General features: G+C 72.1%; 21 protein-coding genes, 1 tRNA gene and 1 pseudogene. 16 read left to right on the top strand and 7 right to left on the bottom strand.

All coding sequences use genetic code 11. From position 1 onward, the window contains the following. From CCL05_RS31060 to CCL05_RS31115, 12 genes and pseudogenes are all read left to right on the top strand, one after another. Positions 1–316 (top strand): annotated as a pseudogene (locus CCL05_RS31060) (ATP-binding protein); the annotation flags it as partial. A gap of 68 nt (positions 317–384) precedes the next feature. Further along, the gene (locus CCL05_RS31065) at positions 385–819 is read left to right on the top strand and encodes a roadblock/LC7 domain-containing protein (RefSeq protein WP_086564018.1); all 435 of its coding nucleotides are present in this window, start codon (positions 385–387) and stop codon (positions 817–819) included. A gap of 2 nt (positions 820–821) precedes the next feature. Then, positions 822–1,193: a DUF742 domain-containing protein gene (locus CCL05_RS31070; protein ID WP_010044672.1), complete on the top strand. Its 372-nt coding sequence runs from the start codon at positions 822–824 to the stop codon at positions 1,191–1,193. Then, positions 1,171–1,800, top strand: a complete 630-nt coding sequence (locus CCL05_RS31075; RefSeq protein ID WP_086564019.1) for a GTP-binding protein — start codon at positions 1,171–1,173, stop codon at positions 1,798–1,800. The genes CCL05_RS31070 and CCL05_RS31075 overlap by 23 nt, the downstream gene beginning before the upstream one ends. A gap of 100 nt (positions 1,801–1,900) precedes the next feature. Next, positions 1,901–2,473: a GAF domain-containing protein gene (locus CCL05_RS31080; RefSeq protein WP_086564020.1), complete on the top strand. Its 573-nt coding sequence runs from the start codon at positions 1,901–1,903 to the stop codon at positions 2,471–2,473. A gap of 184 nt (positions 2,474–2,657) precedes the next feature. Continuing rightward, positions 2,658–3,686 (top strand): L-threonine 3-dehydrogenase, encoded by a 1,029-nt coding sequence (gene tdh / locus CCL05_RS31085; RefSeq protein WP_086564021.1) that lies wholly within the window; start codon positions 2,658–2,660, stop codon positions 3,684–3,686. A 34-nt stretch (positions 3,687–3,720) separates the two neighbouring features. Beyond that, a complete protein-coding gene (locus CCL05_RS31090; protein WP_086564022.1) occupies positions 3,721–4,914 on the top strand; it encodes a glycine C-acetyltransferase in 1,194 nt (397 codons plus the stop codon). Between the two features lie 31 nt (positions 4,915–4,945). Beyond that, positions 4,946–5,848 (top strand): LysR family transcriptional regulator, encoded by a 903-nt coding sequence (locus CCL05_RS31095; RefSeq protein ID WP_086564023.1) that lies wholly within the window; start codon positions 4,946–4,948, stop codon positions 5,846–5,848. 46 nt (positions 5,849–5,894) lie between these two features. After that, positions 5,895–6,467: a helix-turn-helix domain-containing protein gene (locus CCL05_RS31100; RefSeq protein WP_086564024.1), complete on the top strand. Its 573-nt coding sequence runs from the start codon at positions 5,895–5,897 to the stop codon at positions 6,465–6,467. Then, positions 6,464–6,997 carry a GNAT family N-acetyltransferase gene (locus CCL05_RS31105; RefSeq protein WP_086564025.1) on the top strand — a complete coding sequence of 178 codons (534 nt, stop codon included), beginning with the start codon at positions 6,464–6,466 and terminating at the stop codon, positions 6,995–6,997. The genes CCL05_RS31100 and CCL05_RS31105 overlap by 4 nt, the downstream gene beginning before the upstream one ends. 30 nt (positions 6,998–7,027) lie before the next feature. Continuing rightward, complete coding sequence (locus tag CCL05_RS31110; protein ID WP_167409650.1) at positions 7,028–7,387, top strand: MmcQ/YjbR family DNA-binding protein; 360 nt, start codon at positions 7,028–7,030, stop codon at positions 7,385–7,387. Positions 7,388–7,482: 95 nt separating this feature from the next. Beyond that, positions 7,483–7,556 (top strand) — tRNA-Pro (locus CCL05_RS31115). A gap of 16 nt (positions 7,557–7,572) precedes the next feature. Here the strand turns inward: CCL05_RS31115 and CCL05_RS31120 are convergent. From CCL05_RS31120 to CCL05_RS31150, 7 genes are all read right to left on the bottom strand, one after another. Further along, positions 7,573–8,628, bottom strand: coding sequence for an MASE1 domain-containing protein (locus CCL05_RS31120; RefSeq protein ID WP_086564027.1), 1,056 nt, complete (start codon positions 8,626–8,628; stop codon positions 7,573–7,575). Positions 8,629–8,676: 48 nt separating this feature from the next. Then, complete coding sequence (locus tag CCL05_RS31125; RefSeq protein ID WP_086564028.1) at positions 8,677–10,041, bottom strand: PP2C family protein-serine/threonine phosphatase; 1,365 nt, start codon at positions 10,039–10,041, stop codon at positions 8,677–8,679. A 189-nt stretch (positions 10,042–10,230) separates the two neighbouring features. After that, positions 10,231–10,758, bottom strand: coding sequence for an NUDIX hydrolase family protein (locus CCL05_RS31130; protein WP_167409651.1), 528 nt, complete (start codon positions 10,756–10,758; stop codon positions 10,231–10,233). An 84-nt stretch (positions 10,759–10,842) separates the two neighbouring features. After that, the gene (locus CCL05_RS31135) at positions 10,843–11,979 is read right to left on the bottom strand and encodes an amidohydrolase family protein (RefSeq protein ID WP_086564030.1); all 1,137 of its coding nucleotides are present in this window, start codon (positions 11,977–11,979) and stop codon (positions 10,843–10,845) included. A gap of 1 nt (position 11,980) precedes the next feature. Further along, a complete protein-coding gene (locus tag CCL05_RS31140) occupies positions 11,981–13,384 on the bottom strand; it encodes a type I glutamate--ammonia ligase (protein ID WP_086564031.1) in 1,404 nt (467 codons plus the stop codon). A 45-nt stretch (positions 13,385–13,429) separates the two neighbouring features. Beyond that, the gene (locus CCL05_RS31145) at positions 13,430–14,242 is read right to left on the bottom strand and encodes an SAM-dependent methyltransferase (protein WP_086564032.1); all 813 of its coding nucleotides are present in this window, start codon (positions 14,240–14,242) and stop codon (positions 13,430–13,432) included. A gap of 136 nt (positions 14,243–14,378) precedes the next feature. Further along, on the bottom strand, positions 14,379–15,206 hold the full coding sequence (locus CCL05_RS31150; protein ID WP_086564033.1) for a hypothetical protein: 828 nt from the start codon (positions 15,204–15,206) through the stop codon (positions 14,379–14,381). 153 nt (positions 15,207–15,359) lie between these two features. Between CCL05_RS31150 and CCL05_RS31155 the strand changes: the two genes are divergently transcribed. The 4 genes from CCL05_RS31155 to CCL05_RS31170 are packed head-to-tail and all read left to right on the top strand — an operon-like array spanning position 15,360 to position 19,333. Then, a complete protein-coding gene (locus tag CCL05_RS31155) occupies positions 15,360–15,998 on the top strand; it encodes a helix-turn-helix domain-containing protein (RefSeq protein WP_086564034.1) in 639 nt (212 codons plus the stop codon). Positions 15,999–16,050: 52 nt separating this feature from the next. Further along, positions 16,051–17,388 carry a M24 family metallopeptidase gene (locus CCL05_RS31160; RefSeq protein ID WP_086564043.1) on the top strand — a complete coding sequence of 446 codons (1,338 nt, stop codon included), beginning with the start codon at positions 16,051–16,053 and terminating at the stop codon, positions 17,386–17,388. After that, positions 17,388–18,365 carry a thiamine pyrophosphate-dependent dehydrogenase E1 component subunit alpha gene (locus CCL05_RS31165; RefSeq protein WP_086564035.1) on the top strand — a complete coding sequence of 326 codons (978 nt, stop codon included), beginning with the start codon at positions 17,388–17,390 and terminating at the stop codon, positions 18,363–18,365. Before CCL05_RS31160 ends, CCL05_RS31165 begins: the two co-directional genes overlap by 1 nt. Further along, entirely contained in the window at positions 18,353–19,333 is a 981-nt protein-coding gene (locus CCL05_RS31170) for an alpha-ketoacid dehydrogenase subunit beta (protein WP_086564036.1), read from the top strand. The genes CCL05_RS31165 and CCL05_RS31170 overlap by 13 nt, the downstream gene beginning before the upstream one ends. The last annotated feature ends 36 nt before the right edge of the window (positions 19,334–19,369 follow it).

Here is a 19,369-nt window from a genome sequence, read left to right on the forward strand (position 1 = left end):
GCGCAACGGCACGGTGCGCGGCACCATGGGCAAGCCCCAGCTGCCCCGCCGCCGTGCCCAGGAACACATCGTCCCCCAGTTGCGCGACGGTCCCACGCCGCGCCAGGACCCCGAGCTCCTCGTCGGTCACGATCCCGGCCTGATGGCGGCCTTCCAGCGGGGCATCAGCCTCGCCGAGGCCCAACAGCACATCGAGGGCGAGACCGAGCCGGCACACGTGACCCACCAGGACCCGGTTCCCCGGAACCCGATCCCCATGGAGCCCGTGCACACCGAGTCCACCACCCGGCACGACGGGAGCGCACCCGCCGGATGACCACCCCCGTCTCCACCTCCACCCCCAGCGTTCCCGCAGACCTTCGTACCCCAAGGAGTCGATCCACCATGGCGAGCGATGCGCCGACCGCCCATGTATCCGATCTCGACTGGCTGATGAGCGGCCTCGTGCAGCGCGTACCGCACACGAGCGCCGCGGTGCTCCTGTCCTGCGACGGACTGGTGAAGTCCGTGCACGGCCTCGACCCGGACAGTGCCGACCACATGGCCGCCCTGGCCTCCGGCCTGTACTCCCTCGGCCGCAGCGCCGGCGTCCGCTTCGGCGACGGCGGCGACGTCCGGCAGGTCGTGGTCGAACTCGCCTCGACCCTGCTGTTCGTCACCACCGCCGGTTCCGGCACCTGCCTGGCCGTCCTCGCCGGCCGCGAGGCCGACGCGGCCGTCCTCGGCTACGAGATGGCGATGCTGGTCAAGAGCGTCCGCCCGTACCTGGTCACCGCTCCCCGCCAGCAGTCCGTCGAATCCCCGGCGATGAGGCCTTGAGGGTGGCGGCGGCCGGTGACGGGCCCTGGCTCGACGACGCGGCCGGGCGGCTGGTGCGCCCGTTCACGGTCAGCAACGGCCGCACCCGTCCCACCGTCGCGCTCGACCTGATGTCGCAGGTGATGGCCACAGGGGCGACCCCCCTCGGCTACCTCGGCCCCGAGCACGCGCAGGCACTCGAGCGGTGCAGTGTGCCTGTCGCCGTCGCGGAGGTCGCCGCCCATCTGAAGCTGCCGGTGGCCGTCACCAAGGTGCTGCTGGCGGACCTCGTCGACTGCGGGGCGCTGACCACCAAGCCCCCCGCGTTCCACCACAACCCGACGGACCGGGCCCTTCTGGAGGCAGTGCTCGATGGACTACGACGACAGCTCTGACTACGCCGGCGATTCCGGCCACGGCGGCGACCCGTTCCCCACCGCCCTCAAGATCCTGGTGGCGGGCGGGTTCGGCGTGGGCAAGACGACCTTCGTCGGCGCGGTCAGCGAGATCGCGCCGCTCAGCACGGAGGAACTGCTCACCACCGTCAGTGCCGCGACCGACAACCTCGACGGCATCGAGAACAAGGTCGAGACGACCGTGGCCATGGACTTCGGCCGCATCACGCTCGACCCGAAACACGTGCTGTACCTGTTCGGCACCCCCGGACAGGAACGGTTCTGGTTCATGTGGGACGAGTTGTGCGAGGGCGCACTCGGGGCGGTCATCCTCGCCGACACCCGCCGCCTCCAGGAGTGTTTCGCGGCCGTCGACTTCTTCGAACAACGCGGCCTCGGCTTCATCGTCGCCGTCAACGAGTTCGACGGCGCCCACCGTTACGACCCGGAGGAGGTGCGCGCGGCCCTCGACCTGTCCGAGGAGATCCCCGTCGTGTGCTGTGACGCCCGGATCTCCAGCTCCGGGGTCCAGACCCTGCTGACCCTCGTGCGCCACCTCATCGCCCATGCGCCCGCCCCCGCGACGGGGTATGGCGCCCACATGTGAACGCCACAAGCGATCCGCACATGTGATCCCCACATGTGATCCCCCAACACCCGTCAGGGAGCTCGTATATGACGCATGCCCACAGTCCGGGAGGACGCCCATGAGCTACGACCCGCCGCGCCCGGCCGGTCGTCTGCTGCTCACACCCGAGGACAAGGAGGCCCCCGCCCGCGCCGGCCGACTGCGCCTGCTGGGTCTGGGGGAGCGCCCCGAACCCGCACTCGACGCCTTCGCGCACGGCCTCGCCGAGCTCACCGGGGCACCGTACGCCATGGTCAACTTCCCGGACGAGCGGGGCCAGTTCTATGCGGGCCTGTACGTTCCGGCCGTCGCGCCGGTGGTGCGGAGCGACGGCACCAGTCCCCGGGTGGGCCGTACCCTGCCCCGCGACCATGGCTTCTGCCCCCATGTGGTGGCGCGACGCAAGGCCCTGGTGCTGGAGGACGTCCACGACTATCCGCGGTTCGCGGGCAATCCGGTGGTCGACGAGTTCGGTATCCGCTCCTATCTGGGAGCACCGCTCATCGACGGTATGGGCCTGGTGCTGGGCACGGTCAGCGTCGCCGACGTCGGGCCCCGGCCGTGGGGGAAGCCGGGCCTGACGGCCATCAAGGAACACGCCGCGCAGCTCGTCGCGCGGCTGGAGGGCCGGGACGGCACGCTGCCCTACTGACACGCCCCGTGTTCTCGCAGCGCACGCGGGGGGCGTGAAGGAAAGCTGAGGCGGCGCTTAAGAAAACCTCGATGGACCGGTACGGCCGGCGTAGGGCAGATTGCTGGGCGATCCCACTCCTCTCCCGGCCCAGGGGCTCCTTCGGCGTGCCCGGAGCCGGGACTCACCCCCAGGAGCCGTAGCGGTGAAGGCGCTGGTCAAACAGAAGGCGGAGCCCGGGCTGTGGCTCGCGGACGTCCCGGAGCCCGCCGTCGGACCGGGCGACGTACTGATCAAGGTGCTGCGCACCGGTATCTGCGGCACCGACCTGCACATCAGGGCCTGGGACGGCTGGGCGCGGCAGGCGATCCGCACCCCGCTCGTGGTCGGGCACGAGTTCGTCGGCGAGGTCGTCGAGACCGGGCGGGACGTCACCGACATCGCCGTCGGCGACCGGGTGAGCGGCGAGGGCCACCTGGTGTGCGGCAAGTGCCGCAACTGCCAGGCCGGCCGCCGCCATCTGTGCCGGGCCACCATAGGGCTGGGCGTGGGCCGCGACGGGGCGTTCGCCGAGTACGTCGTCCTGCCCGCCGCCAACGTCTGGGTGCACCGGGTGCCCGTCGACCTCGACGTGGCCGCGATCTTCGACCCGTTCGGCAACGCCGTGCACACCGCGCTGTCGTTCCCGCTCGTCGGCGAGGACGTACTGATCACCGGAGCGGGCCCGATCGGGCTGATGGCCGCCGCCGTGGCCCGGCACGCGGGCGCCCGCAACATCATGATCACCGATGTCAGCGAGGAGCGGCTGGACCTCGCCCGCAAGGTCGGGGTCAGCCTCGCGCTCAATGTCGCGGACGCCACCATCGCCGACGGGCAGCGCACGCTCGGCCTGCGTGAGGGCTTCGACGTCGGCCTGGAGATGTCCGGCCGCCCCGAGGCCATGCGGGACATGATCGCCAACATGACGCACGGCGGCCGGATCGCGATGCTCGGCCTGCCCGCGCAGGAGTTCCCCGTCGACTGGGCCCGGATCGTCACCTCGATGATCACCGTCAAGGGCATCTACGGCCGCGAGATGTTCGAGACCTGGTACGCGATGTCCGTGCTGCTGGAAGGTGGCCTCGACCTCGCGCCCGTGATCACCGGCCGGTACGGCTACCGCGACTTCGAGGCGGCGTTCGCCGACGCGGCGAGCGGCCGCGGCGGCAAGGTCATCCTCGACTGGACCGCGTAACTCCCCCCTCACCGCAAGCACTTCAGGAGCCCTCATGTTCGACTCCGTGCGCGACGACCTGCGCGCCACCCTCGACGAGATCCGGGCCGCCGGCCTGCACAAGCCCGAGCGTGTGATCGGCAGCCCGCAGTCCGCCACCGTCAGCGTCACCGCCGGCGGCCGCCCCGGCGAGGTCCTCAACTTCTGCGCCAACAACTACCTCGGCCTCGCCGACCACCCCGAGGTCGTCGCCGCCGCCCACGAGGCCCTGGACCGCTGGGGCTACGGTATGGCCTCCGTCCGCTTCATCTGCGGCACGCAGGAGGTGCACAAGGAGCTGGAGGCCCGGCTGTCGGCGTTCCTCGGGCAGGAGGACACGATCCTGTACTCCTCCTGCTTCGACGCCAACGGCGGCGTGTTCGAGACGCTGCTCGGCCCGCAGGACGCGGTCATCTCCGACGCCCTCAACCACGCGTCGATCATCGACGGCATCCGGCTGTCCAAGGCCCGCCGCCTGCGCTACGCCAACCGCGACCTCGCCGAGCTGGAGGCCCGCCTGAAGGAGGCCTCCGACGCGCGCCGCCGCCTGATCGTCACCGACGGCGTCTTCTCCATGGACGGCTACGTGGCACCGCTGCGCGAGATCTGCGACCTCGCCGACCGCTACGACGCGATGGTCATGGTCGACGACTCGCACGCCGTCGGCTTCGTCGGCCCCGGCGGCCGCGGCACGCCCGAGCTGCACGGCGTCATGGACCGCGTCGACATCATCACAGGCACCCTCGGCAAGGCCCTGGGCGGCGCCTCGGGCGGCTATGTCGCCGCCCGCGCCGAGATCGTCGCCCTGCTGCGCCAGCGCTCCCGGCCGTACCTCTTCTCGAACACGCTCGCCCCGGTGATCGCGGCGGCCTCCCTGAAGGTGCTCGACCTGCTGGAGTCGGCGGACGACCTGCGCGTCCGGCTCGCCGAGAACACGGCGCTCTTCCGCGGCCGGATGACCGAGGAGGGCTTCGACGTCCTCCCCGGTGACCACCCCATCGCCCCGGTGATGATCGGGGACGCGGCGGTCGCCGGGCGCATGGCGGAGCTGCTGCTGGAGCGCGGCGTGTACGTGATCGGCTTCTCGTACCCGGTGGTCCCGCAGGGCCAGGCCCGGATCCGCGTCCAGCTGTCGGCCGCGCACTCCGCAAAGGACGTGAACCGGGCGGTGGACGCCTTCGTGGCCGCCCGGGCGGAGCTGGACGGCTGAGAACCGCCGCCGACCTGAGAGAATCGATCGCATGATCGAAGCACGGCGGCTCCACATCCTCCGTGCGGTGGCCGACCACCGTACGGTGACGGCGGCTGCCGCCGCGCTGTACCTGACCCCGTCGGCCGTGTCCCAGCAGCTCGCCGCGCTGGAGCAGGAGACCGGGCACCGGCTCGTCGAGCGCGGCGCCAAGGGCGTACGCCTCACCCCCGCCGGCGAGATCCTGCTCAGCCACACCAACGCGGTCCTCGCCCAGCTGGAGCGGGCCGAGGCCGAGTTGGCCGCCTACAGCTCGGGCGCGGCCGGCACCGTCACGGTCGCCTCCTTCGCGACCGGCATCGCACTGGTCGTCGCACCGGCCGTGGTCCGCCTCGCCGGGTCGGCGCCCGGGATCCGCATCCGCGTCCAGGACGCCGAGGGCGACGCCAGTCTGCCGATGGTGCTGGACCGGCAGGTCGATGTCGCCGTCGCCGTCGAGTACCGGGGCGCCCCGGCCGCCGACGACCCGCGGCTGACCCACGTACCGCTGTACGCCGAGCCCTTCGACGCGGTCGTCCCGGTCGCCCACCGCCTGGCCGGGGCGGCGGAGATCCCGCTCGCCGAACTGGCCAAGGACGCGTGGATCGGCCCGTACCCCGGCAATCCCTGTCACGACGTGGTGGTCCTGGCCTGCGAGAACGCCGGCTTCCAGCCCCGCATGGAGCACTCCTCGGACGACTTCCGCGCGGTCGTCGCCCTCGCCTGCGCCGACGCGGGCGTCGCCCTCGTGCCGCGCTCGGCACTACGCGGCATGGACCTCGAAGGGGTGGTCGTCCGCCCCGTCGACGGCACGGCGCCCACCCGGCGGGTCTTCGCCGCGGTACGCCGGGGAGCCGAGGAGCATCCCCTGATCCGCCCGGTGCTGGACGCGCTCGGCGCGGCGGCCCCGGTGTGAGGACTCGTTAACACGGTCGTCTCACATTCGGGATAACGTCCCATATGTGAGAAGCGACGACACGGGTGCGATCGACACCCTGCTGGGCGCCCGCCTGGCCGAGCTGCGGACCGAACACGGCTACTCCCTGGGCCAGTTGGCGGACCGCAGCGGAGTGAGCCGGTCCACGCTGTCCCGGGCCGAGCGGGCGGAGATCAGCCCCACGGCCTCCCTCCTGAACCGTCTGTGCGCCGTCTACGGGCGGACCATGTCCCAGCTGCTCAGCGAGGTCGAGGCCGAGCCGGCCCCCGTGCTGCGGGCCGCCGGCCAGCCCGTCTGGCAGGACCAGGCCTCCGGCTTCGTCCGACGGTCCGTGTCGCCGCCGCACCCCGCCCTGCGCGGCGAACTCGTCGAGGCCCGCCTCTCGCCGGGGGCCGACATCGCCTACGACCGTCCGCCCGTCACCGGCCTGGAGCAGCACATCTGGGTCCTGGAAGGCGCCCTCGACGTGACCGAGCAGGACACCGCACACCACCTCGGCCCCGGCGACTGCCTGCGCATGCGCGTGTGGGGCCCGACCCGGTTCCGGTGCGCCGCCGACGAGGGCGTCCGGTATCTGCTGGCGGTGGTGCGGCCGTGATCGTCGAGCGTCTGGACGCGGCCCGAGTCGCCGTGGACAAGGCCGGGTTGGCGGATCTGCTGGCCGACACAGTGAACGGCGGTGCCTCGGTCGGCTTCCTCGCCCCGCTCGACCGGGCGGAGGCGCTCGCCTGGTGGGAGGAACGGGCGGGCGACGTGGCAGCGGGACGGCTCGCCGTGTGGGCGGCGTACGACGGGGGCCGGGTGCGGGGCACCGTGAGCCTGGCCTTCCCCCGCAAGCCGAACAGCCGCCACCGCGCCGAGCTCGTCAAGCTCATGGTGCACCGGGACGCCCGCGGCCGTGGCCTCGGACGCGGGCTCCTGACCACGGCGGAGGGCGCCGCCGCCGAGGCCGGCATCACGCTCCTGCACCTGGACACCGAGACCGGCAGCCCCGCCGAGCAGCTGTACCGGTCCGCCGGCTGGACGGCGATCGGCGCGATCCCCGACTACGCGGCGAGCCCCGACGGGCGGCTCCGGCCGACGACGATCTACTACAAGCACGTACCGGCAACCGCTCTCACCAGGTGATTGTCAGTGGCAGCCGATACCGTGCCTGCCATGCCGGATGCCGAAGACGCACGACGTATCGCCCTGTCCCTGCCGGACACGACGGAGAAGATCGCCTGGAGCATGCCCACGTTCCGGGTCGCGGGAAAGATGTTCGCCACGCTGCCGGAGGACGAGACGTCCATCGCCGTGCGCTGCCCCAAGGAGGAGCGGGACGAACTGGTGCTCGCCGAGCCGGGGAAGTTCTGGATCGCCGGACACGAGGCGCAGTTCGCCTGGGTGCGGGTCCGGCTCGCCGCGCTGGAGGACGAGGGCGAACTGCGGGACATCCTGGCCGACTCCTGGCGCCAGGCGGCCCCCACCCGGCTCCTGGAGGCGCATCCCCGGCTGGGCCTCCCGGCAGCGGACTGAGAGGGGCCCCGGAAACGGATGCGCGATCACCGGCGCGAGTGCGGTATTGTTTCCCTGCGCGTTCGGCCGGGGAAACCCCCAGGTCAGACGGGCAACGGGACGTGGCGCAGCTTGGTAGCGCACTTGACTGGGGGTCAAGGGGTCGCAGGTTCAAATCCTGTCGTCCCGACAGAGTGTCCGGGGTGTCACCCCGGTTCAGGGCCTTGCTCCACTTCGGTGGGGCGGGGCCCTTGGTCGCTTTGGGCCGTATTCCTCTCTGGCTGCTCTCCCGCACGGGTGGGGAACGTCGGACGGCGATCACTGGCGGCGATTCTGGTGACCATCGCGGCGAGCTGCCCGCACGCCAGCGTGATCTCCCTCTCGGTCTGGGCCCGTTCACTGACAGCCGCTGCGATCAGGAGGGCGGTCAGCGAGGCGGAACCGTTGAACGCCTGCAGGGTGATCATGTTGGTGAACAGATCGTGAGCGGTGAACGGACCCGTCCTCTGGGCGGCCGCGATGATCGCGAAGGTCGACACGGCGAGGGCGCACGGCGCGGCCCCGGCCAACTGGAAGCGGAAGGCCGCCCAGATCAGCAGCGGGAAACCGAGGAACAGCAGAGGCGTGCTACTGGTCTCGACGAATCCGACGCAGACCGTGACGGCCAGGAGGAAGACCCCCTCCACCCATCGGGACAGCGGAGCGCCCCTCGGCAGGCGGGCCGAGCGGAGCACCAGCAGGACCGGTGTCACCACCAGCACACCCATCGCGTCGCCGGTCCACCAGACCGACCACGTCGGCCAGAAGTCGCCGAGGTCCAGCACACCGGTGAGGACCAGCGTCCCACTGCCCATCGTGGCGCTGACCAGCATGCCGGTGAAGGCGCCGAGAAAGATCAGTGCGAGGACGTCCCGCAGACGGTTCATCTCCCTGCGGAACCCGGTACGGCGGAGCAAGGCGTACGAGCAGATGGGCGCGAGCGTGTTGCCCGTCGCGATGGTGAGTACGGCCAGGAGCGAGGGGCCCAGCGAGATGTTGACCAGGAACGCGCCGAGCGCGATCCCGGGCCAGACCCGTGGGCCGAGGAGGAGCAGACTGGCCAGCGCGATACCGCTCGGCGGCCACAGGGGGGTGACCTGGCCACGCACCAGCTGCTGGAGCAGTCCGACCTCGGCCGAGCCGTAGTACAGCGCGGCGACGACGCAGATCTCCAGGACGGCCGAGCCACCGCGCCGGGTCCAGGCATGCCGCGCGACAGTCATCGGGGACCTCGCATCGACATCCTTCCCGACCATCATCCGCCGGCCCCTTTACACGACCGTCGAGCTGGGTGTTCCGTCCGTCCCGGGCGGGATGCGCAGGGCGAGGACGGCCATGTCGTCGTGACCGTCGCTCGGGTGCTGATCTGCCACTGCCCGGACCAGTTCGTCCAGCGGCAGAGCCGCATGGACGGTGGCGAGATCGGCGAGCTCGTCCAGGCTCTCGTCGATGCCGTGGGCAGGATGTTCGATCAGCCCGTCGGTGAAGAAGACCAGTGTGGCGCCCGGGGAGACGAATCGGGAGTGGTCGGGGCGGGGTTCCTCGAGGTCGACCCCGAGCGGCAGCCCGGGCTCGGCGGAGAGGTATTCCGCTCGTCCTTCAGGGGTGAGCAGCAGGGGTGGGACGTGGCCCGCGGTGCTCCAGTGCACGCGCCAGCCCGACCCCTCCGGTTCGATGCGTGCCAGGGCGGTGGTGGTGACGGGGTTGGTGGTGATGGCATGGAGCGCGCGGTCGAGCCGGGCCAGGACCGAGCCGGGCGTACTGCCCCGGTCGAACAGCAGAGCGCGCAGCATGTTGCGCGTCGAGGCCATGGCGGCCGCGGCTTCCAGGTCGTGACCGACCACGTCACCGATGACGACCGCCACGACGTCGCCGGGCAGGGGAATGGCGTCGTACCAGTCCCCTCCGAGCTTGCTGGGCTCGGCGGCGGGCCGGTAGACGGCGGCGGCGGTGAAGGGCCGCAGGTCGGGCAGGGCGGGCAGGAGCAGCCGCTGGAACTGCTCGGCTCCGAGACGAACCTGTTCGAACAGGCGGACGTTCTCGATCGCGATGCCGGCGGCGCTGGCCAGGGCCGTGACGACGTTCTGGTCGTGGATGTCGAAGGGCTGTCCGTCGCGCCGCTCGGCGAGGTACAGGTCGCCGTAGATCGCGTCGCGGACGCTGATGGCGACCCCGAGCAACGTGTGCATGTGCGGATGGTGGGGCGGGAAGCCGTCCGACGACGGATGGGCCGGGATGTCGTCGATCCGCAGGGGCTCGGGGTGGCTGATGAGATGACCGAGGACACCCAGTCCACGAGGCAGATCGGTACCGGCGAGCTCGGCGCGTTCCTGCTCGGAAAGCCCGGCCGTGATGAACTCCTCCAGGTGCTCTCCCGACTCGTTGAGCACGCCAAGCGCCCCGTAGCGGGCGCCGACCAGGTCCATGGCGGTGGTCACGATGCGGCGCAGCACAGCGGTCAGCTCCACCTCCCGAGTGATGGCCACCACCGCGTCCAGCAGGCCCTGCATCCGGTCCATGGCATCCAGCAGGGCGCGCAGCTGCTCGTCGATCCGGCTCAGCTCGCTCCGCAGCCGCAGGTGCAGATCGGGCAGCTGCGGCTGCCGGGGATGCTGCCCTTGCCGCTCTTCTGCCATCACGAGCGCCTCAGCCAGGGTCTCGGGTCACCTTCGGGTGGCAGCTGTCGCGGCAGCCACCCCGGCGGGGCGCCGGCCGACGATGTCGCCACGGCTCACCTGGTACAGCTTAATGCCGGGCCGCGCCGGAGCGATCCGACGCGGCCTTGTCGTGATCACGTCGGCCGGGGTCACGGCCGTCTCCGACGGTCAGATCACGCAGCCCGCATGGGCCAGCGCCTGCTTGAGCAGCACCCCGTGACCGCCCGGCATCTCGCTCTGCACCGCCTCCGAGACGGCCTCCTGCGGGCTGAACCACACCAGGTCGAGGGCGTCCTGCCGGGGCCGGCAGTCACCCGTCACCGGCACGATGTAGGCCAGGGACACCGCGTGCTGGCGGGGGTCGTGGTACGGCGTGATGCCCTGCGTCGGGAAGTACTCCGCGACCGTGAACGGCTGGAGCGATGTCGGGACCCGGGGCAGCGCGACCGGGCCGAGGTCCTTCTCCAGATGGCGCAGGAGAGCGTCGCGGACGCGTTCGTGGTGCAGCACGCGGCCGGACACCAGTGTCCGGCTGACCGTCCCGTCGGGTCCCATGCGCAGCAGCACCCCGACACTGGTGACTTCGCCGCTGTCGTCGACCCGGACCGGGACCGCATCGACGTACAGGATCGGCATGCGGGCGCGCGTCATCTCCAGTTCGTCGGAGGACAGCCAGCCGGGCGTGGTTTCGGTCATGTCAGACATCGCTTGATCATACTTTCAGCCGTTCGGACTTCCTGGGTAGCCGCTCGGAAGGAACTGTGACCGGCCACACGCCGTTCAACCGCCTCCCGGGAGGTCGTCCGGGAGCCCGTAGACCCGGCGGGCGTTGTCCCGCCCGACCCACCGGGCGATCCGCAGCGCGTCCGGCAGGGACAGCTCGTCGGCGTCCACTCGCTCCTGGAGCAGTTCCGCCAGACCCTGCCGGAAGGCGAGCGCCCCGAGGTGGAAGAACTCCGGCACACCGTACGCGTCGGAGCTGTACAGCAGCTTGCGGAACGGTGTGATCTCCAGGGCCTCCGCCAGGACCGCACCGGCCCGGGCCGGGCCGACGTGGTGGAGGGTGAGGCCGACGTCGAGATGCACCTGCTCGAAGACCGCCGCGAGGTAGGCGGCCTGCCGCTGGTAGGGCCAGCAGTGCAGCAGCAGGACCGGGATCGTCCCGGCGGTCAGGTGCAGCCAGTCCGTGAGGAGGGCCGGGTCGGCCCGGTGCAGCCGGATGTCGTTGTCGCCGAACCCGGTGTGCAGCTGGAGCGGCAGGCCGAGGTCGACGGCGGTCCACAGCAGGTGCCGTACCAGGACCGGATCGTCCAGGCGGCCGCCGCGGGCCGTCCAGTGCCGGGCGGCGCCGGTGACCTCCGCGTCCGAGGGGCGGGCCGGGGCCAGGTCGAAGCCCGTGCGGTAGGCCGCAACCGACTTCACGGCCACCACACCGGGTCGCCGTACGGCGTCCAGCGCGGCCGCGCGGAAGGCGTCGGCGTAGGCGTCCGGCTCGACCCCCGCGGCCCGCACCGACTCGGCGACGCTCTCCAGCCGCACGACCTCGTACGCGGACCCGCCCGCGGCCTCGGCGACCTCGTCCGGGGTGGTGAGCCGCTCGGCGAAGCCGGTGTCGACGCAGAAGACGTCCGTGCCCGAGGCGCTCAGGAAGCGCCGCTGCACCTCGCGCCAGCCGAGTTCCGAGCGCCGGGTCAGGTACTGCTCGACGGGGGCGTGCTGCGGCAGATCGAGCAGGGGAGCGCAGTGGCGGCGCACGGCCACGCCCACGGGGCTGTCGAAGGGCGAGACGCCCGGCCACGCGTCGCCCTCCGTGAGGAGCGGCTCGAAGGCCTCCCGGCCGAGATCGGCGGCCACCGTGCCGTGGCAGTGGTGGTCGACCAGGCGCAGCGCGTCGAGCGCTTCGCGGACCGCGCCCACGTCAGTACTTCCACCGGTACGCCGCCGCCACCTGGTCGTCGTCGAGACCGGCGACGGACGCCAGCTCTCCCCGCCGTACGGCGATCACCGCGTCGGCCAGGACCGGGCCGAGGGCCGCCCGCAGCACGTCGTCCTCGCGGAACTCCTCGACGGCCCGCTCCAGCGAGAGAGGCAGCCGCCGTACGCCCCGGGCCGCCGCCTCGGCCTCGCCCAGCCGCGCCGGATCCCCGGTGGTCTCCTCGGGCAGGGCGGCGGACGAGGCCAGGCCGTCCAGCCCGGCGGCGATCAGGGAGCCGATCGCGAGGTAGGGGTTCGCGGCCAGGTCGATCGGTTTGATCTCCAGGTTGGCCGCCTGGTCGCGCAGCCCCGCGGTGCCCGTGACGACGCGCAGGGCGGTCTCCCGGGTCTCGCGGCCCCACGCGGTGAACACCCCGGCCCACTGGGAGGGCCTGAGCCGCAGATAGCTGGCGGGGCTCGGCGCGGTCACGGCCGTGAGACCGGGCAGATGGGCGAGGAGGCCGGCCGTGAACGACTCCGCCTCGGCCGTCATGCCGTGACGGCCCCCGCCCCCGGAGTGCAGATTGGCCCCGCCGCGCCAGGCGGAGAGATGGACGTGCCCGCCGTTGCCGACGCCCTGCCCCACGACGGCCGGGGCGAACGAGACGCGCAGCCCGTGCCGCCGGGCCACCGCGCGGACCGTCTGCCGCACCAGCACGCTGCGGTCGGCCGCCGCCACCGGGTCGACGGCACCCACCGAGATCTCGAACTGCCCGGCCGCGTACTCGGGATGGACCTGTTCCACGTCCAGGCCCTGCGCCGCGCACGCCGCCAGCAGGTCGGCGGCGTAGTCACCGAGCTCGATCTGCCGCGTGGCCCCGTACGCCGGGCCGGTCGTCGCGGGCACGAACGCGTCGCCGGGCGCGTCCCCGCGGGCCAGGGTCCACTCGACCTCCACGGCCGCCTTGAACGTCAGGCCGTGCCGCTCGGCCGCCTCGGCGACGACCCGGCGCAGGAACGTACGCGCGCAGCCGGGATGCCGCTCCCCGTCCTGCGTGACCCGGTCGACCGGCGCCCACGCCCAGCCCGGCTGCCCGGCCAGCACCACGAGCTGGTCGAGATCCGGGTAGAGCCGCAGATCGCCGTCGGGGGAGCCGAGGACGTCGGTGGTCACGACGGAGTCGTTCGCCAGGAACGTGTCGAACACCGGGGACATGCCCACGCCCCAGGCCGCGGCGGAGGCGAGCCGGGCCGTCGGGACCGTCTTCACCCTGCCGATGCCCGCGGTGTCGACGTAGGACAGCACGACGCCGTGCACACCCCGCCCCGACAGCTCGCCGCTCAGCGCGGTGGCCCGCTCGACATCGCCGGGACGGCCGCCGGGCACCGGGTCGGCCAGGGTCGTCATACGTCCTCCTCGATACGTCCTCCTCGTCGGGACGGTCGCAGGGCGTCAGGGCTTGACGGCCACCGCGCCGTACTGCGGCACCAGCACGGCCGAGCCAGCGTCGGCGCGCCACTGCCCGCACGACACCAGGCCCGGGTCGAGAAGCTCCAGACCGTCGAAGAACGCGGCGATGTCCGCGCCGCTGCGGGCGGTGATCGGGGGAGTGGCGTTCTCGTTCCAGAACTTCATGGCCGGGATCTGCCCCGCGCCGCCGAGCTCGTCGTCGAAGGTGGGGTGGGTGAGGACGAGGTGGCTGCCGGAGGGGATCGCGGCCATCACGCGGCGCACGATGTCCCGGGCCTTCTCCGTGTCCAGGACGAAGTTGAGGATGCCCAGCATCATGACGGCGACGGGCCGGGTGAGGTCGAGGGTGTGCCCGGCCCGTTCGAGGATGGCGTCCGGGTCGTGCACGTCGGCGTCGATGTAGGCGGTGACGCCGTCGGGGGTCCCGGTCAGCAGGGTGCGGGCGTGCACCAGCACGATCGGGTCGTTGTCGACGTAGACGACCCGGGAGTCGGGCGCGAGCCGCTGGGCGATCTCGTGGGTGTTGGCCGCCGTCGGCAGCCCCGTGCCGATGTCGAGGAACTGCCGCACTGCGCGCTCGCCGGCCAGGAACGACACGGCCCGGCCCAGGAAGTCCCGGTCCGCCCGGGCGATGTCCCGGATGACCGGGAACATGCCGGCCACCTGCTCGCCGACCTTCTGGTCGACCTCGTAGTTGTCCTTGCCGCCGATCCAGTAGTTCCACACGCGCGCGTTGTGCGCCACACCGGTGTTCAGCCGCGCCGAGCCGCTCGGCGGGGTGTGGCTCTCACTCACGTCTCTTCCTCTCCTCGCACGAGCGACCGGTGCCGGTCACCGCCGTCATTGTGCCGCTCCGGTGATCACCTGTCCCCGGAATCGGCAGAAGCCGTCGGGGGGGCAGGCGCGCGGCGGGGGAGAGCCGCGGACCGTGTCAGTAGTCGAACTCGCTGGGGTTCGGGGTGGGCGTCTTACCGGCCAGCACGTCCTTCAGGCGCTGGGTGCCGAGCCGCACCGCCTGCCCGACGGAGCCGCTCTCGCCCCCGTCGAGCCCGCCCGCCGTGACGGTGATCGCGTCATCGCCGACGCGTACGGCGGCGACGTCCAGGGTCAGCGTGGCCTGCGTGCCGCCGGTCGTGCCCCGTACCGTCACGCGCAGGCCCTCACGGGCGTCGCCCACGTCGGGCAGCGAGGTCTCGACGACCTGGACGGTGCGCTGTTCGCCGTCGTCGGTGACGGTGAACTGGTCGCACTTGTCCGGCAGGCCCGCCATCCAGTTCAAGGAGTCCTGCGGGTCGGTCCGTTCGTAGGAGGCCACCTGGTAGAGCAGGCGCGACTCGCCCTGCTCGAAGCCGCGCAGTGCGGACGCCCCGGACGGCCTGCCCAGCAGATCGTCGTCGAAGAGGGAGTCGAGGAGCCGCTGGCAGTCGGCGGCCTGGGCCTTGGCGGTGAGGAAGTCGGAGACGTCGACCCTGCCGATGAGCAGGCTGTCCTGCCAGTTCTCGGCCTCCGTGTCCTTGACCTGGGTCCAGTCGTCCTCGATGTCCGCCTCGGTGATCAGCGCGGCCCGTGCGCCGTCCGTGGTGAGGGTGGCCGTCGGCGAGAGGGTCTGCCGCTTGCCGGCGACCCGTGACGCGGCGACGTCCGAGACGCGCGAACCGTCCGTGCCGCCGTCGTCCGAGCAGGCCGTGGTGGTCAGCAGCGTGCCTGCCGCCAGGGCCGAGGAGAGAACACGGGCGAGCCGGTACGGACGACGGGTCATCGGGAGTGCCTCCTGAGAACGTGACGCGTGCCCTCAGCGCACCACCGGCACCGACGGCCCACCACCGGCACCGGACTGTTCGGGTGAGCGTCGCCGGGGCGCTCATGCTGTTCAATGAAGCTGCACACTCATCGCTCTGGAGAGGAGCCGCCCGTGTCCCCCGCCGTCGTGCCGCCCGTCGGGGCGCGGATCCGGCAGGCCCGTCTCGAGCGTGGGACGAGCCTGCGGGCGCTGGCAAGGGAAGTCGGTGTCTCGGCGAGTCTCGTGTCGCAGATCGAGACCGGCAAGAGCCAGCCCTCCGTCAGCACGCTCTACGCGATCACGACCGTCCTGGGGATATCCGTCGAGTCCCTCTTCGACTCCCGGGCCGCGACGCCGAGGGCCGGTGGGAACCCGCCCGGCACCGTCCCGCACGCCCTGGCCGCCTTCGCCGCCGACCCGGGGCGGCGGATCGGACCGCTGGTCGGCGCGGGCGAGCGCGAGACGCTGGAGCTGGACTCGGGCGTCGTCTGGGAGCGTCTGGGCCGGGTGCCGGGCGCCGATGCCGACTTCCTGCTGGTGACCTACCGGCCCGGCGGCTCCTCCTCCGGCTCCGGCGCCCTGATGCGGCACGCCGGGACCGAGTACGGCTATCTGACCTCCGGTGAACTGATCCTCACCCTCGGTTTCGACGAGTACACCGTGCGCCCGGGCGACGCCGTCTCCTTCGAGTCGACGACCCCCCACCGCTACCGCAACGATGGAGAGGTACCGGCTGTCGGTGTCTGGTTCGTCTCCGGCGATGTTCAGTGACACTTGACACCCTCAGGACCCGGGCGTTCACTCCGAAGTGGGGGTGGTCGCCATGGCGATCCGCACATACGGCCCCAACGCCGTCGACTGGGAAGAGCGCATCGACCTGGACCGGCTGCGCGGACAGCGCCTGGCCCGGCTGCACGAGTCCCTGAACCGCTCCGAGCTGGGCGCGGTGCTCAGCTTCGACTTCGCCAACATCCGCTACATGACCGCCACGCACATCGGCACCTGGGCGATGGACAAGCTGATCCGCTTCGCCCTGCTGGTGCGCGACGGCGAACCGGTCGTCTGGGACTTCGGCTCCGCCGCCCGCCACCACCAGCTGTACAACCCGTGGCTCGACTACAGCGACGGCAAGGGCGGCCCGCCCACCGGTGCCCGCGCCGGCATCTCCACCCTGCGCGGTGCCTTCCACCCGGACGCGGGTATCGCCGAGGACGTGGCCGCCAAGATCGCCGCCGAGCTGCGCGACCACGGACTGGCGAACGAACCGCTCGGCGTCGACGTCGCCGAGATGCCCGTCCTCGCCGCCCTGCGCGCCGAGGGCATCGACGTCGTCGACGGACAGCAGGTCTTCCTGGAGGCCCGCCGCATCAAGACCGGCGACGAGATCGCCCTGCTCACCCAGGCCTGCGCCATGGTCGACGCGGCCTACGAGGAGCTGTACGGCCGGCTGCGCCCGGGCGTGCGCGAGAACGAGTGCGTCGGGGTCGTGGCCAAGGTCCTGTACGACCTCGGCAGCGAGTACGTCGAGGGCGTCAACGCCATCTCGGGCGAACGGTGTTCACCCCACCCGCACGTCTACAGCGACCGCCTGATCCGCCCCGGCGACCCGGCCTTCTTCGACATCCTGCACAGCCACCTCGGCTACCGCACCTGCTACTACCGCACGTTCGCCGTGGGCAGCGCCTCCCGTGCGCAGCGGGACGCCTATGTGCGCTGCCGCGCGTACATGGACGAGGCGATCGCGCTCGTCCGGCCGGGCGCCACGACCGCCGACATCGTGCGGGTGTGGCCGCGTGCGGAGGAGTTCGGCTTCGCCGACGAGACCGCCGCGTTCGCCCTCCAGTACGGCCATGGCGTCGGCCTGTCGATCTGGGAGAAGCCGATCTTCAGCCGCCTGGTCTCCCTCGACCACCCCGAAGTCCTCGAAGAGGGCATGGTGTTCGCCCTGGAGACCTACTGGCCGGCCGCCGACGGCTGGTCCGCCGCCCGGATCGAGGAGGAGGTCGTCGTCACCGCCGACGGCTGCGAGGTCATCACCAAGTTCCCCGCCGAGGAACTGCTGGTGGCCGGGCGCAAGTACTGGACGGTGGGCGGCGAGCTGAACACCCGCCGGGAGGCGCAGTCCCATCTCAACACCCCTCGTGGCGACGGAGCGGACTGATGGACGCCGCCGGACTCCTCGCCTGCTACGAGCGGATGGCCGTCATCCGCCGCACGGAGAAGGCCGCACACGACCTGTTCCTCCAGGGCCTGGTGAAGGGCACCACCCATCTGGCCGCCGGGCAGGAGGCGGTCGCCGTGGGCGCGAGCGCCGCCCTGCGCCCGGACGACTATGTGTTCGCCACCTATAGGGGCCACCACCATGCCCTCGCCCGGGGCGCCACGCCCGAGGAGTGCCTCGCCGAGCTGATGAGCCGGGCGACCGGGCTGTGCAGGGCCAAGGGCGGCTCCATGCACCTGACCAAGGCGGCCACCGGAATGCTCGGCTCGTACGCCATCGTCGGCTCCCACCTTCCGATGGCGGTCGGCGCGGCCTGGTCGGCCCGGCTGCGCGGTACGGACCAGCTGGCGGTCGCCTTCTTCGGTGACGGCGCGACCAACATCGGCGCCTTCCACGAGTCGCTCAACCTGGCCGCCGTGTGGAAGCTGCCGGTGCTGTTCGTGTGCGAGAACAACCTGTACATGGAGTACACGCCGATCGCCGACGTCACGGCGGTGGCCCGGCCCGCCGCCGACCGGGCGCCCGCCCACGGCATCCCGGGCGAGGTCGTCGACGGCAACGATGTCGTGGCCGTCGAGGAGGCGGTGGCGCGGCTCGCGCGGCGGGCCCGGGCAGGGGACGGGCCCGCCGTGCTGGAGGCCGAGACCTACCGGCACTTCGGGCACAGCCGCTCCGACCCGGCGGCGTACCGTCCGGCCGAGGAGGTCGAACGGTGGCTGAAGCACGACCCGCTGGATCTCGCCCGGGGGCGGCTCGCCGAGCTGGGGGCCGGGGCGGAGGCGGTCGCGGAGGCCGACGAGCGGGCCCGGGCCGTCGTGGAGCGGGCGGTCGAGGCGGCGAAGGCCGGGCCGCCGCCCGATCCTCGGGAGGCGCTGACCGACGTGTGGGCGGACGGAGGTGCGGCATGGCGGACGTGATCACCTACCGGGAAGCGGTCGCCGAGGGCATCGCGCGCGAGATGCGCCGGGACAGCTCCGTCGTGTGCCTCGGGGAGGACATCGCCGCGGCCGGCGGTGTGTTCAAGACGACCGTGGGCCTGCTCAAGGAGTTCGGGCCCGAGCGGGTGTGGGACACGCCCATATCCGAACAGGCCATCGTGGGCGCGGCGATGGGCGCCGCGATGACCGGGATGCGGCCCGTCGCGGAGATCATGTTCTCCGACTTCCTGGCCTGCTGCTGGGACTACCTCGCCAACGAGATCCCCAAGGTCCGCTACATGACCGGCGGCCAGGTGACGGTGCCCCTGGTCGTGCGCACCGCCAACGGCGGCGGGCTCGGCTTCGGCGCCCAGCACTCCCAGGCCACCGAGAACTGGGCACTGACCGTCCCCGGCCTGAAGATCGCGGCACCGGCCACACCCGCCGACGTCATCGGCATGATGGCGGCGGCGATCCGCAGCGACGACCCCGTGGTCTTCTTCGAGCACAAGGCCCTCCTGGCCACCAAGGGGCCACCGCCACCGCCCGGTCATGTCGTCGAGCTGGGCCGGGCCGCCGTCGTACGCGAGGGCGCCGACGTCACCCTCGTCGCGCTCGCCTCCACGGTGCCCCTGGCGCTGAAGGCCGCCGAGGTGCTGTCGAGGGAGGGGATCGAGGCGGAGGTGGTCGACCTGCGCTGCCTGGTCCCGCTGGACGCCGCGACCGTCCTCGCCTCGCTGAGCAGGACCTCGCGGCTCGTCACCGTCGAGGAGAACCCGTACCAGGGAGGCTGGGGCGGCACCGTCGTCTCGATCGTCGCCGACGAGGGCTTCGGCCTGCTGGACGCGCCCGTGCGGCGGGTGGCCGGGGAGTGCGTCCCGCTGCCGTTCGCCGACGCGCTGGAGGAACAGGTCATCCCCACCGCCGGCAAGGTCGTCACGGCGGTCCGCGCACTCGCCGCCTACTGAGCCGCCCACCGACCCCCGCACCGACACCCCTGGAGG

Origin of the sequence: Streptomyces africanus, from assembly GCF_002150735.1 — a bacterium.
GTDB classification, from domain to species: Bacteria; Actinomycetota; Actinomycetes; order Streptomycetales; family Streptomycetaceae; genus Streptomyces; species Streptomyces africanus.

Bases quoted from the DNA above. Each gene is read 5' to 3' on its own strand.
- CCL05_RS31065 (WP_086564018.1), top strand. From the start codon at position 385: ATGGCGAGCGATGCGCCGACCGCCCATGTATCCGATCTCGACTGGCTG.
- CCL05_RS31075 (WP_086564019.1), top strand. From the start codon at position 1,171: ATGGACTACGACGACAGCTCTGACTACGCCGGCGATTCCGGCCACGGC.
- CCL05_RS31080 (WP_086564020.1), top strand. From the start codon at position 1,901: ATGAGCTACGACCCGCCGCGCCCGGCCGGTCGTCTGCTGCTCACACCC.
- CCL05_RS31090 (WP_086564022.1), top strand. From the start codon at position 3,721: ATGTTCGACTCCGTGCGCGACGACCTGCGCGCCACCCTCGACGAGATC.
- CCL05_RS31095 (WP_086564023.1), top strand. From the start codon at position 4,946: ATGATCGAAGCACGGCGGCTCCACATCCTCCGTGCGGTGGCCGACCAC.
- CCL05_RS31110 (WP_167409650.1), top strand. From the start codon at position 7,028: ATGCCGGATGCCGAAGACGCACGACGTATCGCCCTGTCCCTGCCGGAC.
- CCL05_RS31120 (WP_086564027.1), bottom strand. From the start codon at position 8,628: ATGACTGTCGCGCGGCATGCCTGGACCCGGCGCGGTGGCTCGGCCGTC.
- CCL05_RS31125 (WP_086564028.1), bottom strand. From the start codon at position 10,041: ATGGCAGAAGAGCGGCAAGGGCAGCATCCCCGGCAGCCGCAGCTGCCC.
- CCL05_RS31130 (WP_167409651.1), bottom strand. From the start codon at position 10,758: ATGACCGAAACCACGCCCGGCTGGCTGTCCTCCGACGAACTGGAGATG.
- CCL05_RS31140 (WP_086564031.1), bottom strand. From the start codon at position 13,384: ATGACGACCCTGGCCGACCCGGTGCCCGGCGGCCGTCCCGGCGATGTC.
- CCL05_RS31150 (WP_086564033.1), bottom strand. From the start codon at position 15,206: ATGACCCGTCGTCCGTACCGGCTCGCCCGTGTTCTCTCCTCGGCCCTG.
- CCL05_RS31160 (WP_086564043.1), top strand. From the start codon at position 16,051: ATGGCGATCCGCACATACGGCCCCAACGCCGTCGACTGGGAAGAGCGC.
- CCL05_RS31165 (WP_086564035.1), top strand. From the start codon at position 17,388: ATGGACGCCGCCGGACTCCTCGCCTGCTACGAGCGGATGGCCGTCATC.
- CCL05_RS31170 (WP_086564036.1), top strand. From the start codon at position 18,353: ATGGCGGACGTGATCACCTACCGGGAAGCGGTCGCCGAGGGCATCGCG.